20 protein-coding genes are annotated in these 17942 nt (G+C 66.3%); 17 read left to right on the top strand and 3 right to left on the bottom strand.

Going from position 1 to position 17942, the window contains the following annotated elements; translation table 11 throughout:
- Positions 1 to 25 precede the first annotated feature (25 nt).
- A complete protein-coding gene (locus DBV14_RS02380) occupies positions 26 to 493 on the top strand; it encodes a hypothetical protein (protein WP_124457598.1) in 468 nt (155 codons plus the stop codon).
- 241 nt (positions 494 to 734) lie between these two features.
- Here the strand turns inward: DBV14_RS02380 and DBV14_RS02375 are convergent, their stop codons facing one another.
- Positions 735 to 1952: an ABA4-like family protein gene (locus tag DBV14_RS02375; protein ID WP_124457597.1), complete on the bottom strand. Its 1218-nt coding sequence runs from the start codon at positions 1950 to 1952 to the stop codon at positions 735 to 737.
- Between the two features lie 151 nt (positions 1953 to 2103).
- Here DBV14_RS02375 and DBV14_RS02370 point away from each other — a divergent pair, with 151 nt between their 5' ends.
- The 7 genes from DBV14_RS02370 to DBV14_RS02340 all read left to right on the top strand — a co-directional run bounded on the left by DBV14_RS02370 (position 2104) and on the right by DBV14_RS02340 (position 6716).
- Positions 2104 to 2730, top strand: a complete 627-nt coding sequence (locus tag DBV14_RS02370; protein WP_124457596.1) for a TetR/AcrR family transcriptional regulator — start codon at positions 2104 to 2106, stop codon at positions 2728 to 2730.
- A 119-nt stretch (positions 2731 to 2849) separates the two neighbouring features.
- Positions 2850 to 3722 (top strand): DMT family transporter, encoded by an 873-nt coding sequence (locus DBV14_RS02365; RefSeq protein WP_124457595.1) that lies wholly within the window; start codon positions 2850 to 2852, stop codon positions 3720 to 3722.
- A 122-nt stretch (positions 3723 to 3844) separates the two neighbouring features.
- Positions 3845 to 4237: a VOC family protein gene (locus DBV14_RS02360; RefSeq protein WP_124457594.1), complete on the top strand. Its 393-nt coding sequence runs from the start codon at positions 3845 to 3847 to the stop codon at positions 4235 to 4237.
- Between the two features lie 126 nt (positions 4238 to 4363).
- Positions 4364 to 4525: a hypothetical protein gene (locus DBV14_RS33580; RefSeq protein WP_221621866.1), complete on the top strand. Its 162-nt coding sequence runs from the start codon at positions 4364 to 4366 to the stop codon at positions 4523 to 4525.
- Positions 4526 to 4842: 317 nt separating this feature from the next.
- Positions 4843 to 5175 carry a hypothetical protein gene (locus tag DBV14_RS02350; RefSeq protein ID WP_124457592.1) on the top strand — a complete coding sequence of 111 codons (333 nt, stop codon included), beginning with the start codon at positions 4843 to 4845 and terminating at the stop codon, positions 5173 to 5175.
- Between the two features lie 41 nt (positions 5176 to 5216).
- On the top strand, positions 5217 to 6029 hold the full coding sequence (locus DBV14_RS02345; RefSeq protein WP_124457591.1) for an ornithine carbamoyltransferase: 813 nt from the start codon (positions 5217 to 5219) through the stop codon (positions 6027 to 6029).
- Between the two features lie 255 nt (positions 6030 to 6284).
- The gene (locus DBV14_RS02340; protein WP_124457590.1) at positions 6285 to 6716 is read left to right on the top strand and encodes a hypothetical protein; all 432 of its coding nucleotides are present in this window, start codon (positions 6285 to 6287) and stop codon (positions 6714 to 6716) included.
- A 45-nt stretch (positions 6717 to 6761) separates the two neighbouring features.
- On the opposite strand, the gene DBV14_RS02335 is transcribed toward DBV14_RS02340, so the two are convergent.
- Positions 6762 to 8198, bottom strand: a complete 1437-nt coding sequence (locus DBV14_RS02335) for an MFS transporter (protein ID WP_124457589.1) — start codon at positions 8196 to 8198, stop codon at positions 6762 to 6764.
- A gap of 138 nt (positions 8199 to 8336) precedes the next feature.
- Here DBV14_RS02335 and DBV14_RS02330 point away from each other — a divergent pair, with 138 nt between their 5' ends.
- The 3 genes from DBV14_RS02330 to DBV14_RS02320 are packed head-to-tail and all read left to right on the top strand — an operon-like array spanning position 8337 to position 10501.
- On the top strand, positions 8337 to 9263 hold the full coding sequence (locus DBV14_RS02330; RefSeq protein ID WP_124457588.1) for a LysR family transcriptional regulator: 927 nt from the start codon (positions 8337 to 8339) through the stop codon (positions 9261 to 9263).
- A complete protein-coding gene (locus DBV14_RS02325; RefSeq protein WP_124457587.1) occupies positions 9263 to 10027 on the top strand; it encodes a hypothetical protein in 765 nt (254 codons plus the stop codon). Before DBV14_RS02330 ends, DBV14_RS02325 begins: the two co-directional genes overlap by 1 nt.
- A 33-nt stretch (positions 10028 to 10060) precedes the next feature.
- On the top strand, positions 10061 to 10501 hold the full coding sequence (locus DBV14_RS02320; RefSeq protein WP_124457586.1) for a VOC family protein: 441 nt from the start codon (positions 10061 to 10063) through the stop codon (positions 10499 to 10501).
- 56 nt (positions 10502 to 10557) lie between these two features.
- On the opposite strand, the gene tuf is transcribed toward DBV14_RS02320, so the two are convergent.
- Entirely contained in the window at positions 10558 to 11754 is a 1197-nt protein-coding gene (gene tuf / locus DBV14_RS02315) for an elongation factor Tu (protein ID WP_124457585.1), read from the bottom strand.
- Between the two features lie 713 nt (positions 11755 to 12467).
- Here tuf and DBV14_RS02310 point away from each other — a divergent pair.
- From DBV14_RS02310 to DBV14_RS02285, 6 genes are all read left to right on the top strand, one after another.
- Positions 12468 to 13049, top strand: a complete 582-nt coding sequence (locus DBV14_RS02310) for a TetR/AcrR family transcriptional regulator (protein ID WP_124457584.1) — start codon at positions 12468 to 12470, stop codon at positions 13047 to 13049.
- A 157-nt stretch (positions 13050 to 13206) separates the two neighbouring features.
- Complete coding sequence (locus DBV14_RS02305; RefSeq protein ID WP_124457583.1) at positions 13207 to 14070, top strand: NAD(P)-dependent oxidoreductase; 864 nt, start codon at positions 13207 to 13209, stop codon at positions 14068 to 14070.
- Between the two features lie 14 nt (positions 14071 to 14084).
- Positions 14085 to 15326, top strand: a complete 1242-nt coding sequence (locus tag DBV14_RS02300; protein WP_124457582.1) for an MFS transporter — start codon at positions 14085 to 14087, stop codon at positions 15324 to 15326.
- 193 nt (positions 15327 to 15519) lie between these two features.
- Positions 15520 to 16239, top strand: a complete 720-nt coding sequence (locus DBV14_RS02295) for an STN domain-containing protein (protein WP_124457581.1) — start codon at positions 15520 to 15522, stop codon at positions 16237 to 16239.
- Positions 16236 to 16745, top strand: a complete 510-nt coding sequence (locus DBV14_RS02290; RefSeq protein ID WP_124457580.1) for an RNA polymerase sigma factor — start codon at positions 16236 to 16238, stop codon at positions 16743 to 16745. The genes DBV14_RS02295 and DBV14_RS02290 overlap by 4 nt, the downstream gene beginning before the upstream one ends.
- 111 nt (positions 16746 to 16856) lie before the next feature.
- Positions 16857 to 17888 carry a FecR domain-containing protein gene (locus DBV14_RS02285; RefSeq protein WP_124457579.1) on the top strand — a complete coding sequence of 344 codons (1032 nt, stop codon included), beginning with the start codon at positions 16857 to 16859 and terminating at the stop codon, positions 17886 to 17888.
- Positions 17889 to 17942 lie beyond the last annotated feature (54 nt).

Below are 17942 nucleotides of genomic sequence, written 5' to 3'. Positions count from 1 at the left end.
TGGCCCCCTGCACGACGGCCGCGAGATGGACCTCACGCTGCCGTTGATCGACATTGCGCAGGCCCTAGCGCGTGCCACCTATCCCGGCGACGACAGGGAGCGCTACCGGCTCTACAAGGAGTGGGCGCAAGACTTCCAGACCGACTTCATGGCGCGCGTGCTGGCCGGTCGCCGGCCCGACGAGACCTACCGCGAAGACGTTGCGGCCTTCGCCCGCAGCAAGGCCGCGGCTTATGGGTTCACGCCGGGCGCGGCGTGCATGATAGGCGGGCGCTTCTACAACGAAGCGCAGCTCGCCGCGGCGGTGCGTTGCTGCGAGGCGCTGTTCGAGGCCAGGCTGCGCGCGGAGGGCAGGTCCGAAGACCGCGGCGATGGTTCCGGTGGTGGCAGTGGCGGCAGTACCTCGTGGTCGCTGCTGATGAACGCGACGCTCGGACTCTCCGCCGCCGTGTTGCCCGAGTCGTTGAAGGCGGAGATCAGGGACCGCATCTGAGGTTGCGCGTTCAGCCTGACCGGCCGCAGCAGCGGAAGCGCGACCAGCCCGACGCCCCAGGCGCCGACGCAGGCATAGAAGGAGACGAGAGACTGCTGCATCGCGACGAACCTCCGTGGTCAGTGGCACACACCCACCGATGCATGGCGGGGAGGGGCACTGTAGGTTCGCGGGAAGCGCGGGGCAACTGGCCAGTCGGCATACGACCCTGGCTCTTACTCCCGCTGCGGAAACGCCGGCGTCAGGCCACCATCGAAAACAGCGGTACTCCGGCATAGGCCAGCTTGAACGCCAGCGCGATCAGCACCGCATACACGCCGCTCGCCAGCCACACCGTGGCCCGTTCGAACGGAAGGTGCAGCATGCCGATCAGCGCACCGGCCAGCGGCAGCAGCTGCTGCGCGTGAATTCCCAGGAAGTGCGCCACCCGCAGGTCGCCGCCGGTGGCCGACCAGCCGAACAGCGGAAGCACCGCGCCACCCGCAATCGCGCCGAAGGTTGGGCCGCCGTGCTGGCTGATGGCCATGCCCGCGCCGGCGCCGCCCACGAAAGTCAGCACCAGGCCCAGCACCGCGGCCAGCCTGTAGGCCGGCGCCAGCGTGCCGCCATGGCGTGCGAACAGCCATGCGAGTGGCAACGCCATGGCATTGAGCGACAGCGCGCCTACGCCCATCAGCACGTACATCACCGCGTGGAAGGGCGTGCTTTCGTTGAAGTGCGAGGCCTGCCCCAGCGCGCCCTGCAGCGTGATGTAGGCGACCTCGAAGAGGCCCGTGGCAATCACCACCGCCACGATGGTGCGCTCGGTGCGCGAGCCGCGTTGCGCGCGCGGCAGGTCGCCCAGCAGCCAGGCCGTGGTCAGCGCATACAGGCTCACCGATGCCATGAACTTCAGCGGCTTGACCCACACGCCCACGCCGTTCAGCGTGCGCGGATCGACAGTGGCCGCCACCAGCGCCGGCACCATCGCCACCAGCAGCAGGCCGCCGAACCACGCCAGCCGCGGCTGCCGCCGGTGCAGCTCGCGCGCCAGTGCAGCGCAGGCCGGCGCCACGCGCAGCGCCAGGAAAGCCAGCAGTCCGACCGGGCCGAACAAAAAAGTCAGCGCGAAGCAGGGAATGAGCAGCACCGGCGCAATGCCCGCGCGCTCGCCTTCGCGTGCGATCCAGGTGCCCACGAACAGGTCGAACGCGAGGTAGTGGAACCACCCCGCCGTGAGCAGGCCCGGGTGCTGGAACAGCGCATGCACCGCCGACAGCGAGCTGTAGCCGCCGCCCTCCGCGGAAGACCAGTAGGTCGCCATGAGCCAGGCGTAGGCCAGGGCAAGCCCCACCGGAATGACGATGCCCGTCAGCGCCCAGATGGCGGGCTTGGCGCGCCCCAGCCACGGGGCCGCGCCAAGGGCCGCCCAGGCGGGGAGGGCGACGGTGCTGCCCGCGCTGAAGAGTGAGTCGAACATGGTGGCCTTTCGTGCGGGAAGAGGGGCGATCCGGAATCGGATGGGCGTTATCTTGACGGTGTTTAGATAAAAAATCCAATGAAATTTAACGGTGTAAAGTTCCGATTCGAAAACGCACCCGAAAACGCCCCCGGAAACAGGCACTCCACCCATGGCAACCAGAAAGACAGCGAGCGCTCCCACGCCCTATCACCACGGCGACCTTCGCGCGGCGCTCATCGCGGCCACCGAGCTGCTGCTGGCCGAGCGCGGCATCGAGGGCTTCACGCTGCGTGAAGTGGCGCGGCGCGCGGGCGTGTCGCCGGCCGCGCCGCTGCACCATTTCGGCAGCGCGGCGGGCCTGCTGACCGAGGTGTCGATCCTCGGGTTCGACGAACTCACGCGCTGCCTGCGCGAAGGCACCGCTACCGGCGGCGAAGACCCCGCGGCAAGACTGCGCGGGCAGGGCATGGGGTACGTGCACTTCGCGCTGACCTACCCGGGGCGCTTTCACCTCATGTTCCGCAAGGACCGGCTGATGCCCGACGAAAGGCTCAAGGCCGCGGGCGATGCGGCGCTGATGGAGCTGGAGCTTGCTGTGCGCGACTACACCGGCTGGGGCCGCAAGAAGCCCCTGAACCACGCGACGCAGGCCACGCTGCTGGCGGCCTGGTCGTCGGTGCATGGCTTTGCGCACCTTGCGCTGGACGAAAAGTTCGGCCAGCAGGCCGGCACGGAATGCACGAAAGATTTCGTGGCGGGGATGCTGCCGGAGATATTGCGGCAGCTCTGGCCGTAGCAGGCAGTGCCGGGGCCCGGCGGGCTCGGCCGGATGGGTACCATCGGTCCATTGCGCCTGTGCCAGGCTCTCGAAAACAAGCCCCTCTCTCGCCGCCACTGCCGCGAGACAACCCGACCATGCAATCGACCGGAACCCTGCGCGGCATCGCCGCGATGCTGTTGGCTTGCGCCTTCTTCGCCTGCATGGATGCGCTGCTCAAGAACCTGGCCGGGCATTACCCGCCGGTGCAGGTGATGGCAATGCGCGGCCTTACCGCGCTGCCGCTGGTTTGCCTGTACATCGCCTGGCGGCGCGAGGCGGCCGGCGTTTTCAACCGCCGGCTGCGTTGGCGCCTGCATCTGCTGCGCACCGCGCTGAACATGACGATGCTCGTGCTCTTCGTCCACGGGCTGAAGACCCTGGGCCTGGCCGAGGCCTACACGCTCACTTTCATCGCGCCGCTGCTGATGGTGCTCATCGCCGTGCCGTTGTTGGGCGAGTCGGTCCAGCCGAGGCACTGGATCGCCATCGGGCTGGGTTTCGTCGGTGTCGTGATCGCGCTGCGGCCCGAGCAGGGGGCTTTTCTCTCGACGGGCGCGCTGGCGATTCTGGTGGCCGCCGTCTGCTATGCGCTGTCGAACATGCTGGGCCGGCTCGTCAGCCGCACCGAATCGAGCGCCGCGCTGGTCTTCTGGACCACGGCGGGCATGGCTCTCGGTGGCAGCCTGTTGGCGGCACCGCAATGGGTGCCCATCCAGCCCCAGCACACGTGGGTGCTTGCGGGCTTGGCCGTGAGCGGCTTCCTGGGCCAGATGGCCATTGCCGAGGCCTTCCGCCACGGCCAGGCCGCCGCCATCGCGCCCTTCGAATACAGCGCCCTCGCCTGGGGGCTCATGCTGGACTGGATGTTCTGGCAGGCCGCGCCCGATGCATGGACGCTGGGCGGCGGGGCGTTGATCGTTGCGAGCGGGCTGTGGCTGGCGCGAAGCGAGGCGCCCCGGCGGCAGTGACGCAACAAGACGCTTGAACGGCCTATGGGTCGGGCTTCGTCGCCGTCATGGGCGGCAGGCATACTTCGATGCCCAGGCCCATTGAATCGAGTGAATGGCGATGCCAAGGAGAGTTCTTTCGCATGAAACCCCAGCTTCGAATCGTCCGTCCGGTCAGTTCTCTGGAACACTCGATCGCCATGTACCGCGACGGTCTCGGCCTGCATGAAATCGAGCGCTTTGCAGACCGCCAGGGTTTTGATGCGGCCCTGCTCGGATTCCCGGGCTTGCCGTACCATTTCGCGCTCACCTACTGCCGCGAGCAACCGTTGGTCCCGACCCCCACGGCCGACGACCTCACTGTTTTCTATGTGCCGGACCTCGTGGAATGGCAGCGCCTGTCGGCAGCCATGCTCGCTGCGGGATTCACCGAGGTGTCCTCCTTCAATCCGTACTGGCAACGGCAAGGCCGCACGTTTGCAGACCGCGATGGCTATCGGGTGGTGCTTCAGCAGGCGAGCTGGGGGGCGCAATAAATGATTCATTCCAAGCGGGTGCCTGCAAGGTCATGCATGTTGACAGTCACGGGGTGGGACGAAGCCGTTGCATGGTTTCCCACCCTGGGAGGCTACGTGGAAAGACAGTTCTTGCGGTCACTGCAAATGAGCACGCCCATATCCCGCGCGGAGGCGAAGAACGTGGTGAAGAAGATCGCTGCCCGAGAGGTCTTCGAGGTGTTCATTGCCGATGACCGCTATGCGAGTGGCATGTGTCATTCTCTTGAGAGCATCGGAGGAAAAGTGTTTCTCCGTCGAGGCAATTGATGCTCGGCTCGAGGCCTCCTTTTGGGACGCCGCTCACGCTGCCCCGGCCCGTGTTGGACATGGCGAAGCTAGGCTGTTTCCTGTTGCAGGACGGGCGCCGGGCAGACCAGCAAGTGCTGCCTCCGGGATTCGCCGCGCAAATGGTCAGACCTCAAGATACGGGCGGGCCGCCCGTCGGCTTGCCATGCGGACTGTTCTGGTGGGCTGCATCTGGCCCGCCCCATATCGCCAGCGGCTACGCAGGCCAAGCCATGCGACTCATGCGGGGACGCAACTTCCAGGCTGCACAGAGGCGGATGGCATTGAATGGCAAGTAGATGGCACTCGGTTGGAAGCGCCGCTCGCTGCTTCGGCGGGGGCCGAACAGCAGCGAAAAAAATATGACGAACCAATATCCCGAAGTTCTGGCCAGACTTCGCACGGACATCTCGCTGACAGTGGAGCGTTTGCACGCGGGAACATCTCCGTCGGAGATCGCAAACGGGCTACTGGCACAGGGGCTGACCACGATGGAAATCGTCATCGTGTTCAGAGAAGCGACGGGCGCATCCATCCGCGATCTGAAAGGGTTCGGTCAGTGGTGGAGCGAGAGGGGAGTCACCGACCGAGACGCGTTCGACAGCTGGGCGGCGAAAGCGTTCTTGCAATGAAGGCGGCGATCTCGCGACGGGTCTCCGACACATCCCAAGCCATGAACCTGGTCAGCCTGTTAGCACTCTCACCCGAGGACGTTCGCGCGATCTGGCGCCTGGTCGCATCGCCTGGCTTGGACGTGCAAGGCACCGCCGCATGGTCGTTCGAAGGAAATGGCATTCGCACGCGCACGACGTTTCTGAAGGCATTCCACGAACTGAACCTCTCCGTCATCGAGTTGCCGAATCTCCTGAAAACCGACGAGCGAGTTTGCGATCTCGCAGGCTATCTCGACCCTTTCTATGACATCTACGTCATCCGTGAATCGAACCACGAACGACTCGCGGAGTTTGCGGCTTCATCCCGCAGGCCCGTTGTCAATGCAATGTCGAGCGCCGGCCATCCGTGCGAAGTTCTTACTGACGCCTACTTCATCGAGACGACCCTGGGCTCGATCCAGAAGGTACGCATCTGCCTTTGGGGGCCGCCGACAAACGTGTTCCGTTCGTGGCACGAGTTGGCCGGCGTGATGGGATTTTCGCTTCTGCACGTATGCCACGAGAGTTTTCACGAGGCCGTACCAAACGTATCCTTTTCATCGTCTTTGCGCGAAACGGTAGACGTGGTCATCACCGATGGCTGGCCCAGAGGCACGGAGCAGTTGAGCCGTCCGCTGTCAATCGAAGATCTGGCTCGGATGGGTCACCCTGTGCTGTTGCCAACGCCACCGTTCGTTGTCGGTGGCGAGCTTTCGGTGGACCCCCTTCGCTATCCGCGTTTTGCCGGCTACGAGCAGAAGAAGCTCCTCTTGCCAGTGCAAAGAGCGGTGCTTCGATATCTGCTTTCTCAAGCAGGCAACTCCCTTTCCTGAAATAGCTCGGTCCATCCCATGCCCATTCGATATCGACTCGTGTTGTGCTGCCTTGCGGCGCTTTCCGCTGGATGCGCTTCCATCCCGGACTACCAGCAGCCAGAGGGAGAAAGTTCAGCCAAGTTGCGCGTCGTCGTTCCCAATCCGGAGCAGTTTGCGCTTCGACTTGCAACGGCCGATCTGACCGCATGCAAGCCCGCGGCCGACATCGGTTGGGTTAGCGGAGGTGCAAGGATCGATACGGCACGAGTCGGCATGCTCGACACCACGATGCCGCGAGACGGCGTCCTTGAGAGGCGCGTTGCACCGGATCGCCCGATGGCGGTCATGCCGTGGATGACCGTGGCGCTGCTCGATGCAGGAACAATCCTCTTCTCGATGAATCCTGCGACGCACGGGGCTATTCAGAGCGCGCAGGCTGGCACCTGCGCGGTGCCGATCTTTTCTCCGAAGCCGGCCGAAGAATATGAGTTGTCGATCAAGATGGCGGCAGGCTCTGCGTGCGTCACAACGCTCAGCTTGCTCTCGTCGAACGGTGAAGGAAAAGTCTCACGCACCCCTGTGAAGGAGACGGGCCGGGTCCTGCTCCCGGCAGTAAACAAGCCGATGGAATGCGATAAGACGCAACCGCACGCCAACGCATCTTCTGCGTCACCGTACGCAATTGCGTCGGTGCCATCTCGCTAGGTAATCGGTCGGCAAGCTTGCCTCGGGAGCCATCGAGGACGCCGCTCACGCCACTCCGGCCCGCACCGGACCCCTGAGCAAGCTCACCACACTCCCGGCCAATGCAGCCAGCGCCGCCATCCCCAGGCCCCAGTGCACGGCGCCGTGTGCCGGCAGCAGCCCGAACATCAAGCTCATCAACAGGCTGCCGAGCGTCAACCCCGTGAGCCGGGCTGTGCCTTGCGCGCCACCTGCCGCTCCGCTGCGCTCCCTGGGAGCGGAGAGCAGCATGTTCTGGTTGTTCGGCGTCTGGAAGAAGCCGAAGCCCAGGCCGGCGAGGCCGGTGAACAGCGCGATCGGCAAGGTCGCGTTGCCATGCAACGGCCACAGGGCGCACAGGGCCAGGCCGCTCGCGAAACACGCACCTCCGACCGCGCACAGCCAGGCGCTGGGCACGCGCTCGGCCAGGCGTGCCGACAGCGGCGCCGCCACCATCACGGCCAAAGGCCATGGGGTCATCAGGAGGCCGGTGGTTACCGCGCTCTGGCCGAGTTCGTGCTGGATGTAGAACGGCAGCGCCACGAGGCTGGCCATCTGGCCGGTGAAGCAGCACACGGAGGCAATGACGGAGACCCGGAATGAATGCACGCGCAGCAGGTCGAGCGGGATCAACGGTGCTGCCTTCGGCATTTCGCGCCGCACCAGCAAGACCATGCAGACGACCGACAGGGCGAGCAACGCGGCGCCGTGCAACGGATGCGCCACCAACTGGTCGCTTCCGAGCACGAAGGCGGCAAACATGACCGCGTTGAGCGCGATGCTCCACACGTCGATGGGGCGCATCGAGCGCGCCGGGCCCGGCAACCCCGCGCAGGCGGCGAGCACGAGAAGGCCGATCGGCAGGTTCACCGCAAAGAGCCATGGCCAGCTCGCCGTGGAGAGGATGAAAGCGCCGAGGGTGGGCCCCGCCGCGGAAGCGGCCGCGATGGCGAGCGCATTCCAGCCGATCGAGCGCGCCAGCAATCGGCGTGGATAGGTGAAGCGCAAGAGCGCCAATCCGAGGGGCATCACGGCGGCGCTGCCAAGGCCCTGAAGGCACCTCGCGGCCACGAGCCATGGCAGCGATGGCGCCAGCGCGCACAACACCGACGCCGCGGTGAACAGCGCGACGCCACCCGCAAAAACGCGCCTGTATCCGAACCGCTCCCCGATGGCGGAAGCCGGCAACAGGAACATGACCACGGCCAGCTGGTAGGCGGTGATGATCCAGACGGTATCGGCGGGTGTCGCCTGCAGTTGCCCGGCAATGTCGGGCAGCGCGATGTTGGCGATGGCGCCGTCGAGCACCACCATCATGACCGCGCCCAGGATCGCGGCGACGGCTGCGAGGCGCCGCGGCAGGGGCAGGCCATCGGTGTCATGTGCTGCTGCGTTCACCTCCTGGGTCTTGGCGGTGCGGGGCAGGGTGGAAGAAGAGTTCGGCCGAAGCGTGGAGGACAACATGGTGGGCAACCGGGAGGCACGCTTTATTGCGCCGGGCCAGCTTAGGACCGCGCACACCGCTTGCCCAGCGCGTGGCGCGCAGCTTGTCCCTGCGCGCCACGCCTGTCGAAACCGCCACAACCATGCTAGGTTTGGGGCATGCCGACAGATGCCGACCTGAACCAGCTGCTTGCGTTGAATGCACTTCTTTCCGAGGGCAGCGTCGCGAAGGCGGCCGAGCGCATGGGCCTGAGCGAATCGGCCATGAGCCGGTCGCTCGCGCGATTGCGCGAATCGACCGGCGACGAGCTGCTGGTGCGCGCCGGTCGCGCCATGGTGCTCACGCCGCATGCGCTGGCACTGCGCGACCGCGTCAGGGAACTGGTGCAGGAATCGCGCGCGGTGCTCCAGTCTGCCGGCGCGGGCATGGACCCCCGCACGCTCCAGCAACTGTTCACCATACGGGCCAACGACGGCTTCATCGAGGGCTTCGCGCATCAGCTCGTGGCGCGTGCCGCGCACGAAGCGCCCGGCGTTCGCCTGCGCTTCGCGCCCAAGCCCAACAAGGACGTTCGCCCGCTTCGCGAGGGGTTGATCGACCTGGATGTCGGCGTTCTCGGCGAGTCGGGCCCGGAGGTGCGTGTTCAGGCGCTCTACCGCGACCGCTTCGTCGGCGCGGTGCGCGAGGGCCATCCCTTGCTCGCAGGCCCCGAAATCACCGTCGAACGCTACGCCGCCTGCGACCACGTGGTCACTTCACGCCACGGCCGCACGGTCGGGCCGGTGGACGACGCACTCGCGGCGATGGGCCTGGTGCGCAATACCGCGGTCGTGGTGCCCAGCTTCAGCACCGCCTTGTCGATCGCGGCCGCGACCGACATGGTGGCGCTCATACCGTCTTCGTACTTCGAACACCTGAGGGAACGAGGCACGCTGCGTTCTTTCCCGCTGCCGATGCCCACGGCGCAGATCACCGTGTCGCAGATGTGGCATCCGCGCCTTGATAAGGACCCTGCGCATCGGTGGCTGCGCGGGGTGGTGCTGGAGGTTTGCCGGCCGCTGAATGAGAAGACAGGAGAGGCGTGATGTCCTTGCGTTCGATATTTGCATCGCTCGGCAAGAGCAAGCTCGAGCTCAAGCCCAAGCCCACCGACCCGCACAGTGAGGTGGTTCACGCGACCGCCGGTTGCCAACGTTTCGGTCATCCCGAATTCCGGGTTCGTGTCGGCAACAAGGCCATACCGGACGAGGACGTGGCGTGGTTTCTTCGCTTCCTCGAGAGCCGGGTGGCAGAGGGAGAAAAGTTCAGTGGCGGCCAGAGTCTGCAAGTCGGCTGGATGTACACCATGCTCGAGAAAGCGGACGACGGCTTCCTGCGGGTCATGGAGCCGGACATGAAGCAGATTCCGGTGCACTTCATCGATTCCGTGGACAGCACCTTAATGCACTTGCGAAACCAGAAGGACGTCGTTCAAAGCCTTGTGCCGGAGATCGCGCCGGACTTTCCGTCGTTGCAAGAGAGTGCCGTCGTGCATCTGCAGTACAAGTCGGCGGCCAGAGTTCTGTTGACGCGCGCGGCGCCCCATGACGCGACCGATTCGGGCTGGTGGCTCACCGATCTTTCCGACGAGCATGGCGCTCAAGACCCGTCGCAATTCACGAAGACTTCTCTCTACCAACTGGCAATCGACAGGCCGGACCTGGTGAAGTTCTTCGCCGTTCCTCCGGGGCTCCAGGTTGTCGTCGATGGGCCGCTCATCGCTGTTCTGGGGCCGGAGGGGGAGGTTGAGCAGCAACCGGGCTCCTGCCTGAGCGAGTTGAACCGTGCCCGGCAGGCGCGAGCGGGGTGAGAAGGCCCGACGATTGAAAGAAGGACCAAAGACATGACCATCAAGCGAATGGACAACATCCTGATCGTCGTCGACGATCTCGAAGCGGTGAAGGCGTTCTTCATCGAGCTTGGCCTCGAACTGGAGGGCGAGACCACGGTGGAGGGGCCTGATGTCGGAAAGCTCATCGGGCTTGGAGACGTCCGATCGACCATTGCGATGCTGCGCACGCCCGATGGGCAGGGAATCGAACTGGACAAGTTCCACACGCCCGATGCCGTGAGGTTCGGGCCGGTGGATGCGCCGGTGAACGCCCTGGGTCTTCGCCGCATCATGTTTGCCGTCGATGGCATCGATGCCGTCGTCGCGCGGATGCAGGCGCATGGCGCGGATCTCATCGGCCAGATGCAGTACGGGGCGTCGTACAAGCTCGCCTACATTCGAGGGCCCGAGGGCATCCTCGTCGGGCTGGCCGAACAACTCGGCCAGGGATAAAAAAAGCCCCTGCCGCCCGACAAGCGGACGACAGGGGCAAGTGGCGTATCAGCCCTTCAGCCGAGCACCTCGGTCACGATGCCTGCGCCGACGGTCTTGCCGCCTTCGCGCATTGCGAACCGCATGCCGTTCTCGATGGCCACGGGCTTGTTCAGCTCGAAGCTGATCTGCGCCTGCGCGCCCGGCTCGACCATGCCGGTCTCGGTGTCGACGCGAATGACACCCGTCACGTCGGTCGTGCCGAAGAAGAACTGCGGCTGGTAGCCGGAGCCGAACGGGGTATGGCGACCGCCTTCGTCCTTGCCGAGAACGAAGATCTGCGCACGCCCCGTCCGGTACGGCTTCAGCGCACCGGGCTTCACCACGACCTGGCCTCGCACGACATCGTCGCGCTTGACCCCGCGCAGCAGCAGGCCGACGTTCATGCCGGCCCGTGCCTCGGCGACGTCCTTGTGGAACGACTGCACGCCGGTAACGACCACCTTCTCGTCGCCCACCGAGCTGAGCCCGACGATCTCCAGGCTGTCGCCAACGCGGATCATTCCGCGCTCGACACGGCCGCTGATCACCGTGCCGCGGCCCGTGATGGTGTGCACGCCTTCGACAGGCATCATGAACGGCGCGTCGTAGTCGCGCACCGGATCAGGAATGCGCGAGTCCAGCGCGTTCACGAGCTCGACGATGCATTGCACGTCGGGACCGTCGAGCTCGCCGCGTTCAGCGGCGGCCAAAGCCTTCAGCGCACTGCCGAAAACGAACCGGGCATCGTCGTATCCGTGCGCAGCCAGCAGCGCGCCGATCTCCATTTCGATCAGCTGCTCGATCTCCGCACGGTCGCTGTCGGCAACGAGGTCCATCTTGTTCACGAACACCGCCATGTGGCCGACGTTCACCTGGCGCGCCAGCAGCACGTGCTCGATGGTCTGCCGTGCCGCGCCTTCGGTGCCGTCCACCAGCAGGATCGCGCCATCCATCTGCGAGGCGCCGGTGATCATGTTCTTGATGTAGTCGGCATGCCCGGGGCAGTCGATGTGTGCGTAGTGACGGACATCCGACTCGTACTCGACGTGCGAAGTGTTGATCGTGATGCCGCGCTCGCGCTCTTCCTTTGCGTTGTCGATCTGCCCGTACGACAGCGCACGGCCGCCAGTGCGCGCAGCCTGCACGAAGGTAAGAGCAGCCGTCAGCGTCGTCTTGCCATGGTCGACATGACCGATGGTTCCGACGTTCACATGAACCTTGTTGTTCATCATTGTTTTCTCCAGTTTGAGAGTAAAAAACCGATCCGATTCGCTGGCCAGGCGAAACGGTCGGCGGGTTGTCGGTGCGCGCGCACCAAACTCGCGATGCCCGCCATGCGGGCGAAAAAAAAGCCTGCCGGGGTGGGCCACCCGACAGGCTTCTTTTCTTGCCTGAAGGATGGACCTCCAGGCGCACGAGGGCCTGGAGGCTTTACACGAACCACTCCACGGAGTCGACGCACAGCACCGCGCCGGCAGCGCGTGCGGCGAAAAGAAAAAGTTCTCGTTCGAAGCTCATGTCCAGGTCTCCAATGGGGCAGGCAGAAAACAAAAAACCCGGTGGCTCGAGGCCTACCGGGTCTTGTGGAACTGGGAGGCCGAGCCTCCGGGTGCGAAAGGCTCTAGTAAAGCAATGGGGCGCCAAAAGCGCGCAGCGACGTCGCCGCAGCTTTGCGGGTCATCGATGCGTCTTGCGGGGTCGGGAACTGCTTCATGGGTTTCTCGTGCGGCGAGCTGTTAGAGCCGCGGTGCGATGGTTGATATTTGGGGGTCGGAGGCTAACACTGCAATAGCAATCCGGCAACGAGAGCGTTGCGCGCATACCGCAGTCGTTGCCTGGCGCGCCAACAACCCGCGGCGGACAAGGGCCGGACAGGGCATCGATTGACACGCTTCGTGGATGAATCTACATTTATTGGAACGATCATTCCAAAAGTAGTCTTCCGATGCGCCCCAAGCTGTTCGAACCCGATGCCATTGCCGACGCCGCCATGCAGGTGTTCTGGCGTCGCGGCTATGCCGGTACCTCGATGCAGGACCTGATCGACGGTACCGGCCTTGCGCGCAGCAGCCTCTACAACGCCTTCGAGAGCAAGCACGGCCTGTACGAACACGCGCTGCGTCGCTACCACGCTCTCACGGTGTCGAACATCGAGCTGCTGTCCGAGCCCGGACCGGTGAAGGCATTGGTGCGCCAGCTGATGATGCGGATCGTCGAAGACGAACTCGGCGACGCCGACCAGCGCGGCTGCCTGGCTGCCAATGCCACGCTCGAGCTGGCGGGGCAGGACGAGGTGGTGGCCGAGATCGTGTCGCAGAACTTCCTGCGGCTTGAAAAGGCGCTGGAACGCGCCTTGGTGCGCGCGCAGGAAAGCGGCGAGATCGACGCGCACAACAGCCCACGCGCCGTCGCGCGCTTCGTGGTCGCGACCATCCAGGGCTTGCGCGTGCTCAGCAAGGGCAGCAGCCGCCAGGGACGGCGGCAACGCCTGCTGGATGTGGTCAACGTGGCCATCGACGCGATCTAGGCAGAAGACACCCCACGGCGCGCCGCCGGCTTCCGAAGGGAAGCGAGGCTGCGTGCCAAAAATTTACCCAGTTCTGTACTGATCGTTCCAGTACCCAGCGTGCGGCTTTCCTGTCGCTTTTCTTTCTTTTTTTCTTGATTCACTTGGAGATTCTTCAATGGCAAACACCTCTACCACCACCGTCGCCGTGCTCGGCACGGGCATCATCGGCGCGGCCGTGGCCAGGAACCTGCGCAAGCAGGGTTTCGTGGTCCGTGCCTGGAACCGCACGGCGCAGAAAGCACAGGCCCTGGAGGCATCGGACGTCCAGGTGTTCGGCACCGCGCAAGAGGCGGTGAAGGGCGCGCACATCGTGCTGACTTCGCTGAAGGACGGACCGGCCGTGCGCGAGGCACTGGACGCAGCGGCACCGGCGCTGTCGAAAGGCGCGACCTGGATTCAATTGAGCACGGTCGGCATCGATGCCAATGAAGCGCTCGCCGCGCTGGCCCGCCAGCACGGCCTCGGTTTCTACGACGCGCCCGTGCAGGGTACGCGCCAGCCGGCGGAGCAGGGCCAGCTGGTCGTCCTTGCATCGGGCCCGCTCGAAGGCCGCGCGGTCGTGCAGCCGGTGTTCGACGCCATCGGCAAGCGCACGCTGTGGGTGTCGGAACAGGCGGGCGACAGCAGCCGCCTGAAGCTGGCGCTCAACAGCTGGGCCTTCGCGCTGACGCACGGCATCGCCGAAAGCCTGGCGATCGCCAAGGGGCTCGGCGTCGATCCGGCGCTGGTGGTGGACGTGGTCAAGGGCGGCCCGATGGACAGCGGCTACTTCCAGCTCAAGGCCGCGGCGATCCTGGCCGACGACTACACGACCAGCTTCTCGGTCGCGAATGCGGTGAAAGACTCGCAGCTGGTCGTCGATGCCGCGCGCGGTGCCGGCGTCAAGGTCGATGCCGCTGCGGCGGGGCTCGAAAGATTCCGCCGCGCCCGCGACGCCGGCCATGGCGACAAGGACATGGCCGCGTCATACCTCGCCTAGCGGACGAAAGCGAGATGCAGACAACGACGACTGCGGGTGCCGATGAAGCGCGCACCGCAAGCACCGCCGCTGGCACCGCGCGGCTTCCCGCGCAGCTTCCCGTCTGGCGGTTGCTGGCGTTCACCATGGCGGGCTTCCTGGCGATCATGACGGAGACCATGCCGGCCGGCCTGCTGCCGCAGATCGGCGCGGGCCTCGGTGTGTCCGAAGGGCTGGCAGGCCAGCTGGTGACGCTCTATGCGCTGGGCTCGGTGGTGGCGGCGATTCCCGTCATCGCCATCACTCGCAACTGGCGCAGGCGGCCGCTGTTCCTTCTGGCCATCGGCGGCCTGCTGGTCTTCAACACGCTGACCGCGCTGTCGACGCACTACGCGCTGACGCTGGCTGCGCGCTTCGTCGCGGGCATGGCCGCGGGCCTGATCTGGGGGCTGCTGGCCGGCTATGCGCGGCGCATGGTGCCGCACCATCTGCAGGGTCGCGCGCTGGCGGTGGTGGGCGTGGGCCAGCCGATCGCGCTGTCGCTCGGCGTGCCGCTGGGCACCTGGCTCGGCACGCTGTCGGACTGGCGCGGCGTGTTCTGGACCATGTCGGCGCTGGCCCTGGCACTGCTCGTGTGGGTGCGCTTCGGCGTGCCGGATTTTGCAGGGCAGGAGGCGCACAAGCGGCGGCCGGTGGCGCGCATCTTCACGATGCCGGGCATCCGGCCGGTGCTGTTCGTCATCCTCGCGTGGATCCTGGCGCACAACATCCTCTACACCTACATCGCGCCGTTCCTGGCGTCGGTCGGGCTGGGGAAGCGCGTGGGCACGGTGCTGCTGGTGTTCGGCGTGGCATCGATCGCCGGCATCTGGATCACGGGGGTGTGGGTCGACCGATGGCTGCGGGCGCTCACGCTGCTGAGCCTCGCGATATTTGCGGTGGCTGCATTGGTGCTTGGCATCGGCAGCGCATCCCCGGCTGCCGTGTACGCCGGGGTGATCGCCTGGGGCCTGACGTTCGGCGGTGCGCCCACCCTGTTGCAGACGGCCATGGCCGATGCGGCGGGCGACGACGCCGACGTCGCGCAATCGATGCTGGTGACGGTCTTCAATCTCGCGGTGGCCGGCGGTGGCGTGGCGGGCGGCCTGCTGCTCGAAAGCGCAGGGGCAGCGTCGTTGCCATGGGCGCTGGCGGGCCTGGCATTGCTCGCGCTTTCGGTGGCGTGGTGGGCCAGGGGGCATGGATTCAAACCGGGGTCGCGTTCGGCCGTGCACTGAAGAAGGCAAGAAAAAGAAGCGGGAACGCACGCGGCGGCGCGGCGTTGCGTTGTCATCGCGCTGACACGCCATCGTCACGCCGCGGCGGCACCATGCCGGTCGTCCGGATCCGCGCCGATGAGCCGGTGCCCCGGACTTCCCCCCAACTGCGCCGCATGGATGCTTCCTCCTCCTTTCTCGATGCTGAGTCGGCATGCCTGTCGCTGGTCGGTACGCGCTCGCGGGACTGATGGCGATGGCGATGCTCGGCCTGGGCGGCATCGCGCGCGGCGCCGGTGCACAGCCGACGGCTGTGGAAGCCGAAGCGCCGGCCGTGCCCGCAGGGCGCCTTCGCTTCGACATTCCGCGCCAGCCCCTGCAAAGCGCACTGACGCAGTTCCACCGGCTGACGGGCCAGTCGCTGCTCTATGACGACCAGATCGCCGAAGGGCACATGGCGGGCCCGCTGCAAGGCGAGTTCACCCCCGAGGCCGCGTTGCATCGCCTGCTGGCGGGCACGGGCATCGAAGCCCGCTACACCTCGCAGGCTGCGTTCATGCTGATGCGCGAGACGGTACCGGACGGTGCGGCTTCTGCATCGGCGCCGCGGGACAACGGCATGCCCGACAAGGCTGCGATGCAGGCCTACTATGGCCGGCTGCAGGCCCGTGTGGTCGCCGTGCTGTGCGGCGATCCGAAGACGATTCCGGGCGCCTACCGGCTGGCGCTCAACCTCTGGATCGATGCCGGCAATGCCGTATCGCGCGTGTTGCTGCACCCGACCGGCGACGGCGCGCGAGACGCGCGCATCCGCCACCTGCTCCATGGCCTCGCGTTGCCATCCGAGCCGCCCGCCGGCCTGGCGCAGCCCGTCACGCTGCTGGTATTGCCGCGCCAACCGACGCAGACCGGCGACTGCAAGGCGGCGCCATGACCGTCGCGCCCTCCGAGCTGCTGCGCTTCCTGGTCGACCGCTACGAAACGCTGCGCAGCAAGCTGGTGCACCGGCTGGGCTCCATCGAGCTGGCCGAAGACGTGCTGCACGACACCTATGTCAAGCTCTCGACCCGCGCGCCCGCCACGCCGGTGCACAGCCCGCAAAGCTTCCTGCTGCGCACGGCCGTCAATCTGGCCATCGACCGCATCCGTTCCGAACGGCTGCTGCTGTCGGGCGACGAGGTCGATGCGCTGCTGGTGCCCGACGAGAAAGCCGTCGACCCCGCTGACGCCGCCGGCGCGCGCATCGACCTGGAAGCGCTCGCACGCGCGATGGACCTGCTGCCGCCGCTGCGCCGCCAGCTTCTGTTCGCGTCGCGCGTCGAAGGCGTTCCGCAGAAGGAACTGGCGCGCCGCTACGCGATTCCGCTGCGTCGCGTCGAGCGCGAGATCCATGCCGCGCACGAGTTCTGCGTGGCGCAGATGCGTAACAAAACCAAATAACCTGGCGGTCGATCGCCCCGCCATCCGTCCAGGTCTTGCACACGCACCCTTGCGCGCACCCACGCACACGGTGCTTCCCGAAAACCGAATCCGATGACTGTTGCTGCGAACATGGCCGTTGACGACCCCGATGCCTCCGCGTCCCCGCTGGACGAGGAAGCGCGCGCCTGGGTGCGCCGCATCCGCTCGGGCGAGGCCACCGGCCGCGACGCACGGCTGCTGCGGCAATGGTGCGCGCGCAGCACGCAGCACAGCGAGGCCTTTGCGCGCGCACGGCAGGAGTGGCATGACATCGGCGGCATCGCGGCCACCTACCAACGCCTGTATCCGGCCTCGTCTTCGATGCCGCACCGAGCGGCAGTGGCAGCCACCGCCGCCTTGCCCGACCCGCGGCGGCGCTGGATGCTGGGCGCCGGCCTGTCGGCCGCGGGCGCCGCGGCGGTCGTGGCGGCCATTCATCCGCCGTTGGCGCTGTGGCCCTCGTGGTCCGAGCTGGCGGCCGACTACCGCACCGGCACGGGCCAGCAGGCGAAGGTGGCGTTGTCCGACCACGTGGAGCTCACGCTCAACACGCAGACCAGCCTGGCGGTGCAGGGCACTGGCGGTGAAGCTGGTGAAGCGGGTGAAGGCGGCGACCGGGTCCGCCTGATTGCCGGCGAAGCGTCCGTCCAGCGCGGTGCCGGTGCCCGGCCCGTGGAACTGCTGGCGGGCAACGCGCGCATCGTGCCCGGCGTGGGCAGCGTCGAGGTGCGGCGCGCGGATGACGAACGCTATTGCGTCACCTGCACCGAAGGCCGTGCCGAGGTACTGCACACGGCGGGCAGCAACGTCGCGCTGCGCGAAGGCGAGCGTGTCTGGTACGGCCCCGCGGGCCTTGCGGCCGTCACGCCGGTCGACATGGAGCAGGCGCTGGCGTGGCGCCGCGGCGTGGTGGTGTTCCGCGGCACGCCGCTGTCCGAAGCGGTGGCCGAGATCAACCGCTACCGCGCGGGCCGCGTCGTGCTGGCGAACGAATCGCTGGCGGGGCGTCGGCTGAGCGGGCACTTTCGCATCAGTGCGCTCGACGAGGCCATCGTGCAGATCGAAAAGCTGTTCGGCGCCCACGTGACGCGGCTGCCGGCCGGTGTCGTGCTGCTGGCCTGAACGCACAGGCGAAGAGAGAAGAGAAGAAAAGAAACAAGGCGGGCGGCAGATTTC

Origin of the sequence: Variovorax sp. KBW07 (genome assembly GCF_003852515.1) — a bacterium.
Classification (GTDB): domain Bacteria; phylum Pseudomonadota; class Gammaproteobacteria; order Burkholderiales; family Burkholderiaceae_C; genus Variovorax.
This window is presented reverse-complemented; position numbering and strand designations above follow the sequence as displayed.

Coding starts and splice junctions, on each gene's coding strand:
- DBV14_RS02285 (WP_124457579.1), top strand. CDS start 16,857: ATGGCCGTTGACGACCCCGATGCCTCCGCGTCCCCGCTGGACGAGGAA.
- DBV14_RS02340 (WP_124457590.1), top strand. CDS start 6,285: ATGCTCGACACCACGATGCCGCGAGACGGCGTCCTTGAGAGGCGCGTT.
- DBV14_RS02325 (WP_124457587.1), top strand. CDS start 9,263: ATGTCCTTGCGTTCGATATTTGCATCGCTCGGCAAGAGCAAGCTCGAG.
- DBV14_RS02370 (WP_124457596.1), top strand. CDS start 2,104: ATGGCAACCAGAAAGACAGCGAGCGCTCCCACGCCCTATCACCACGGC.
- DBV14_RS02305 (WP_124457583.1), top strand. CDS start 13,207: ATGGCAAACACCTCTACCACCACCGTCGCCGTGCTCGGCACGGGCATC.
- DBV14_RS02360 (WP_124457594.1), top strand. CDS start 3,845: ATGAAACCCCAGCTTCGAATCGTCCGTCCGGTCAGTTCTCTGGAACAC.
- DBV14_RS02290 (WP_124457580.1), top strand. CDS start 16,236: ATGACCGTCGCGCCCTCCGAGCTGCTGCGCTTCCTGGTCGACCGCTAC.
- DBV14_RS02330 (WP_124457588.1), top strand. CDS start 8,337: ATGCCGACAGATGCCGACCTGAACCAGCTGCTTGCGTTGAATGCACTT.
- DBV14_RS02380 (WP_124457598.1), top strand. CDS start 26: ATGGACCTCACGCTGCCGTTGATCGACATTGCGCAGGCCCTAGCGCGT.
- DBV14_RS02295 (WP_124457581.1), top strand. CDS start 15,520: ATGCCTGTCGCTGGTCGGTACGCGCTCGCGGGACTGATGGCGATGGCG.
- DBV14_RS02365 (WP_124457595.1), top strand. CDS start 2,850: ATGCAATCGACCGGAACCCTGCGCGGCATCGCCGCGATGCTGTTGGCT.
- DBV14_RS02345 (WP_124457591.1), top strand. CDS start 5,217: ATGAACCTGGTCAGCCTGTTAGCACTCTCACCCGAGGACGTTCGCGCG.
- DBV14_RS02300 (WP_124457582.1), top strand. CDS start 14,085: ATGCAGACAACGACGACTGCGGGTGCCGATGAAGCGCGCACCGCAAGC.
- DBV14_RS02310 (WP_124457584.1), top strand. CDS start 12,468: ATGCGCCCCAAGCTGTTCGAACCCGATGCCATTGCCGACGCCGCCATG.
- DBV14_RS02320 (WP_124457586.1), top strand. CDS start 10,061: ATGACCATCAAGCGAATGGACAACATCCTGATCGTCGTCGACGATCTC.
- DBV14_RS02335 (WP_124457589.1), bottom strand. CDS start 8,198: ATGTTGTCCTCCACGCTTCGGCCGAACTCTTCTTCCACCCTGCCCCGC.
- tuf (WP_124457585.1), bottom strand. CDS start 11,754: ATGATGAACAACAAGGTTCATGTGAACGTCGGAACCATCGGTCATGTC.
- DBV14_RS02375 (WP_124457597.1), bottom strand. CDS start 1,952: ATGTTCGACTCACTCTTCAGCGCGGGCAGCACCGTCGCCCTCCCCGCC.
- DBV14_RS33580 (WP_221621866.1), top strand. CDS start 4,364: ATGAGCACGCCCATATCCCGCGCGGAGGCGAAGAACGTGGTGAAGAAG.
- DBV14_RS02350 (WP_124457592.1), top strand. CDS start 4,843: ATGGCACTCGGTTGGAAGCGCCGCTCGCTGCTTCGGCGGGGGCCGAAC.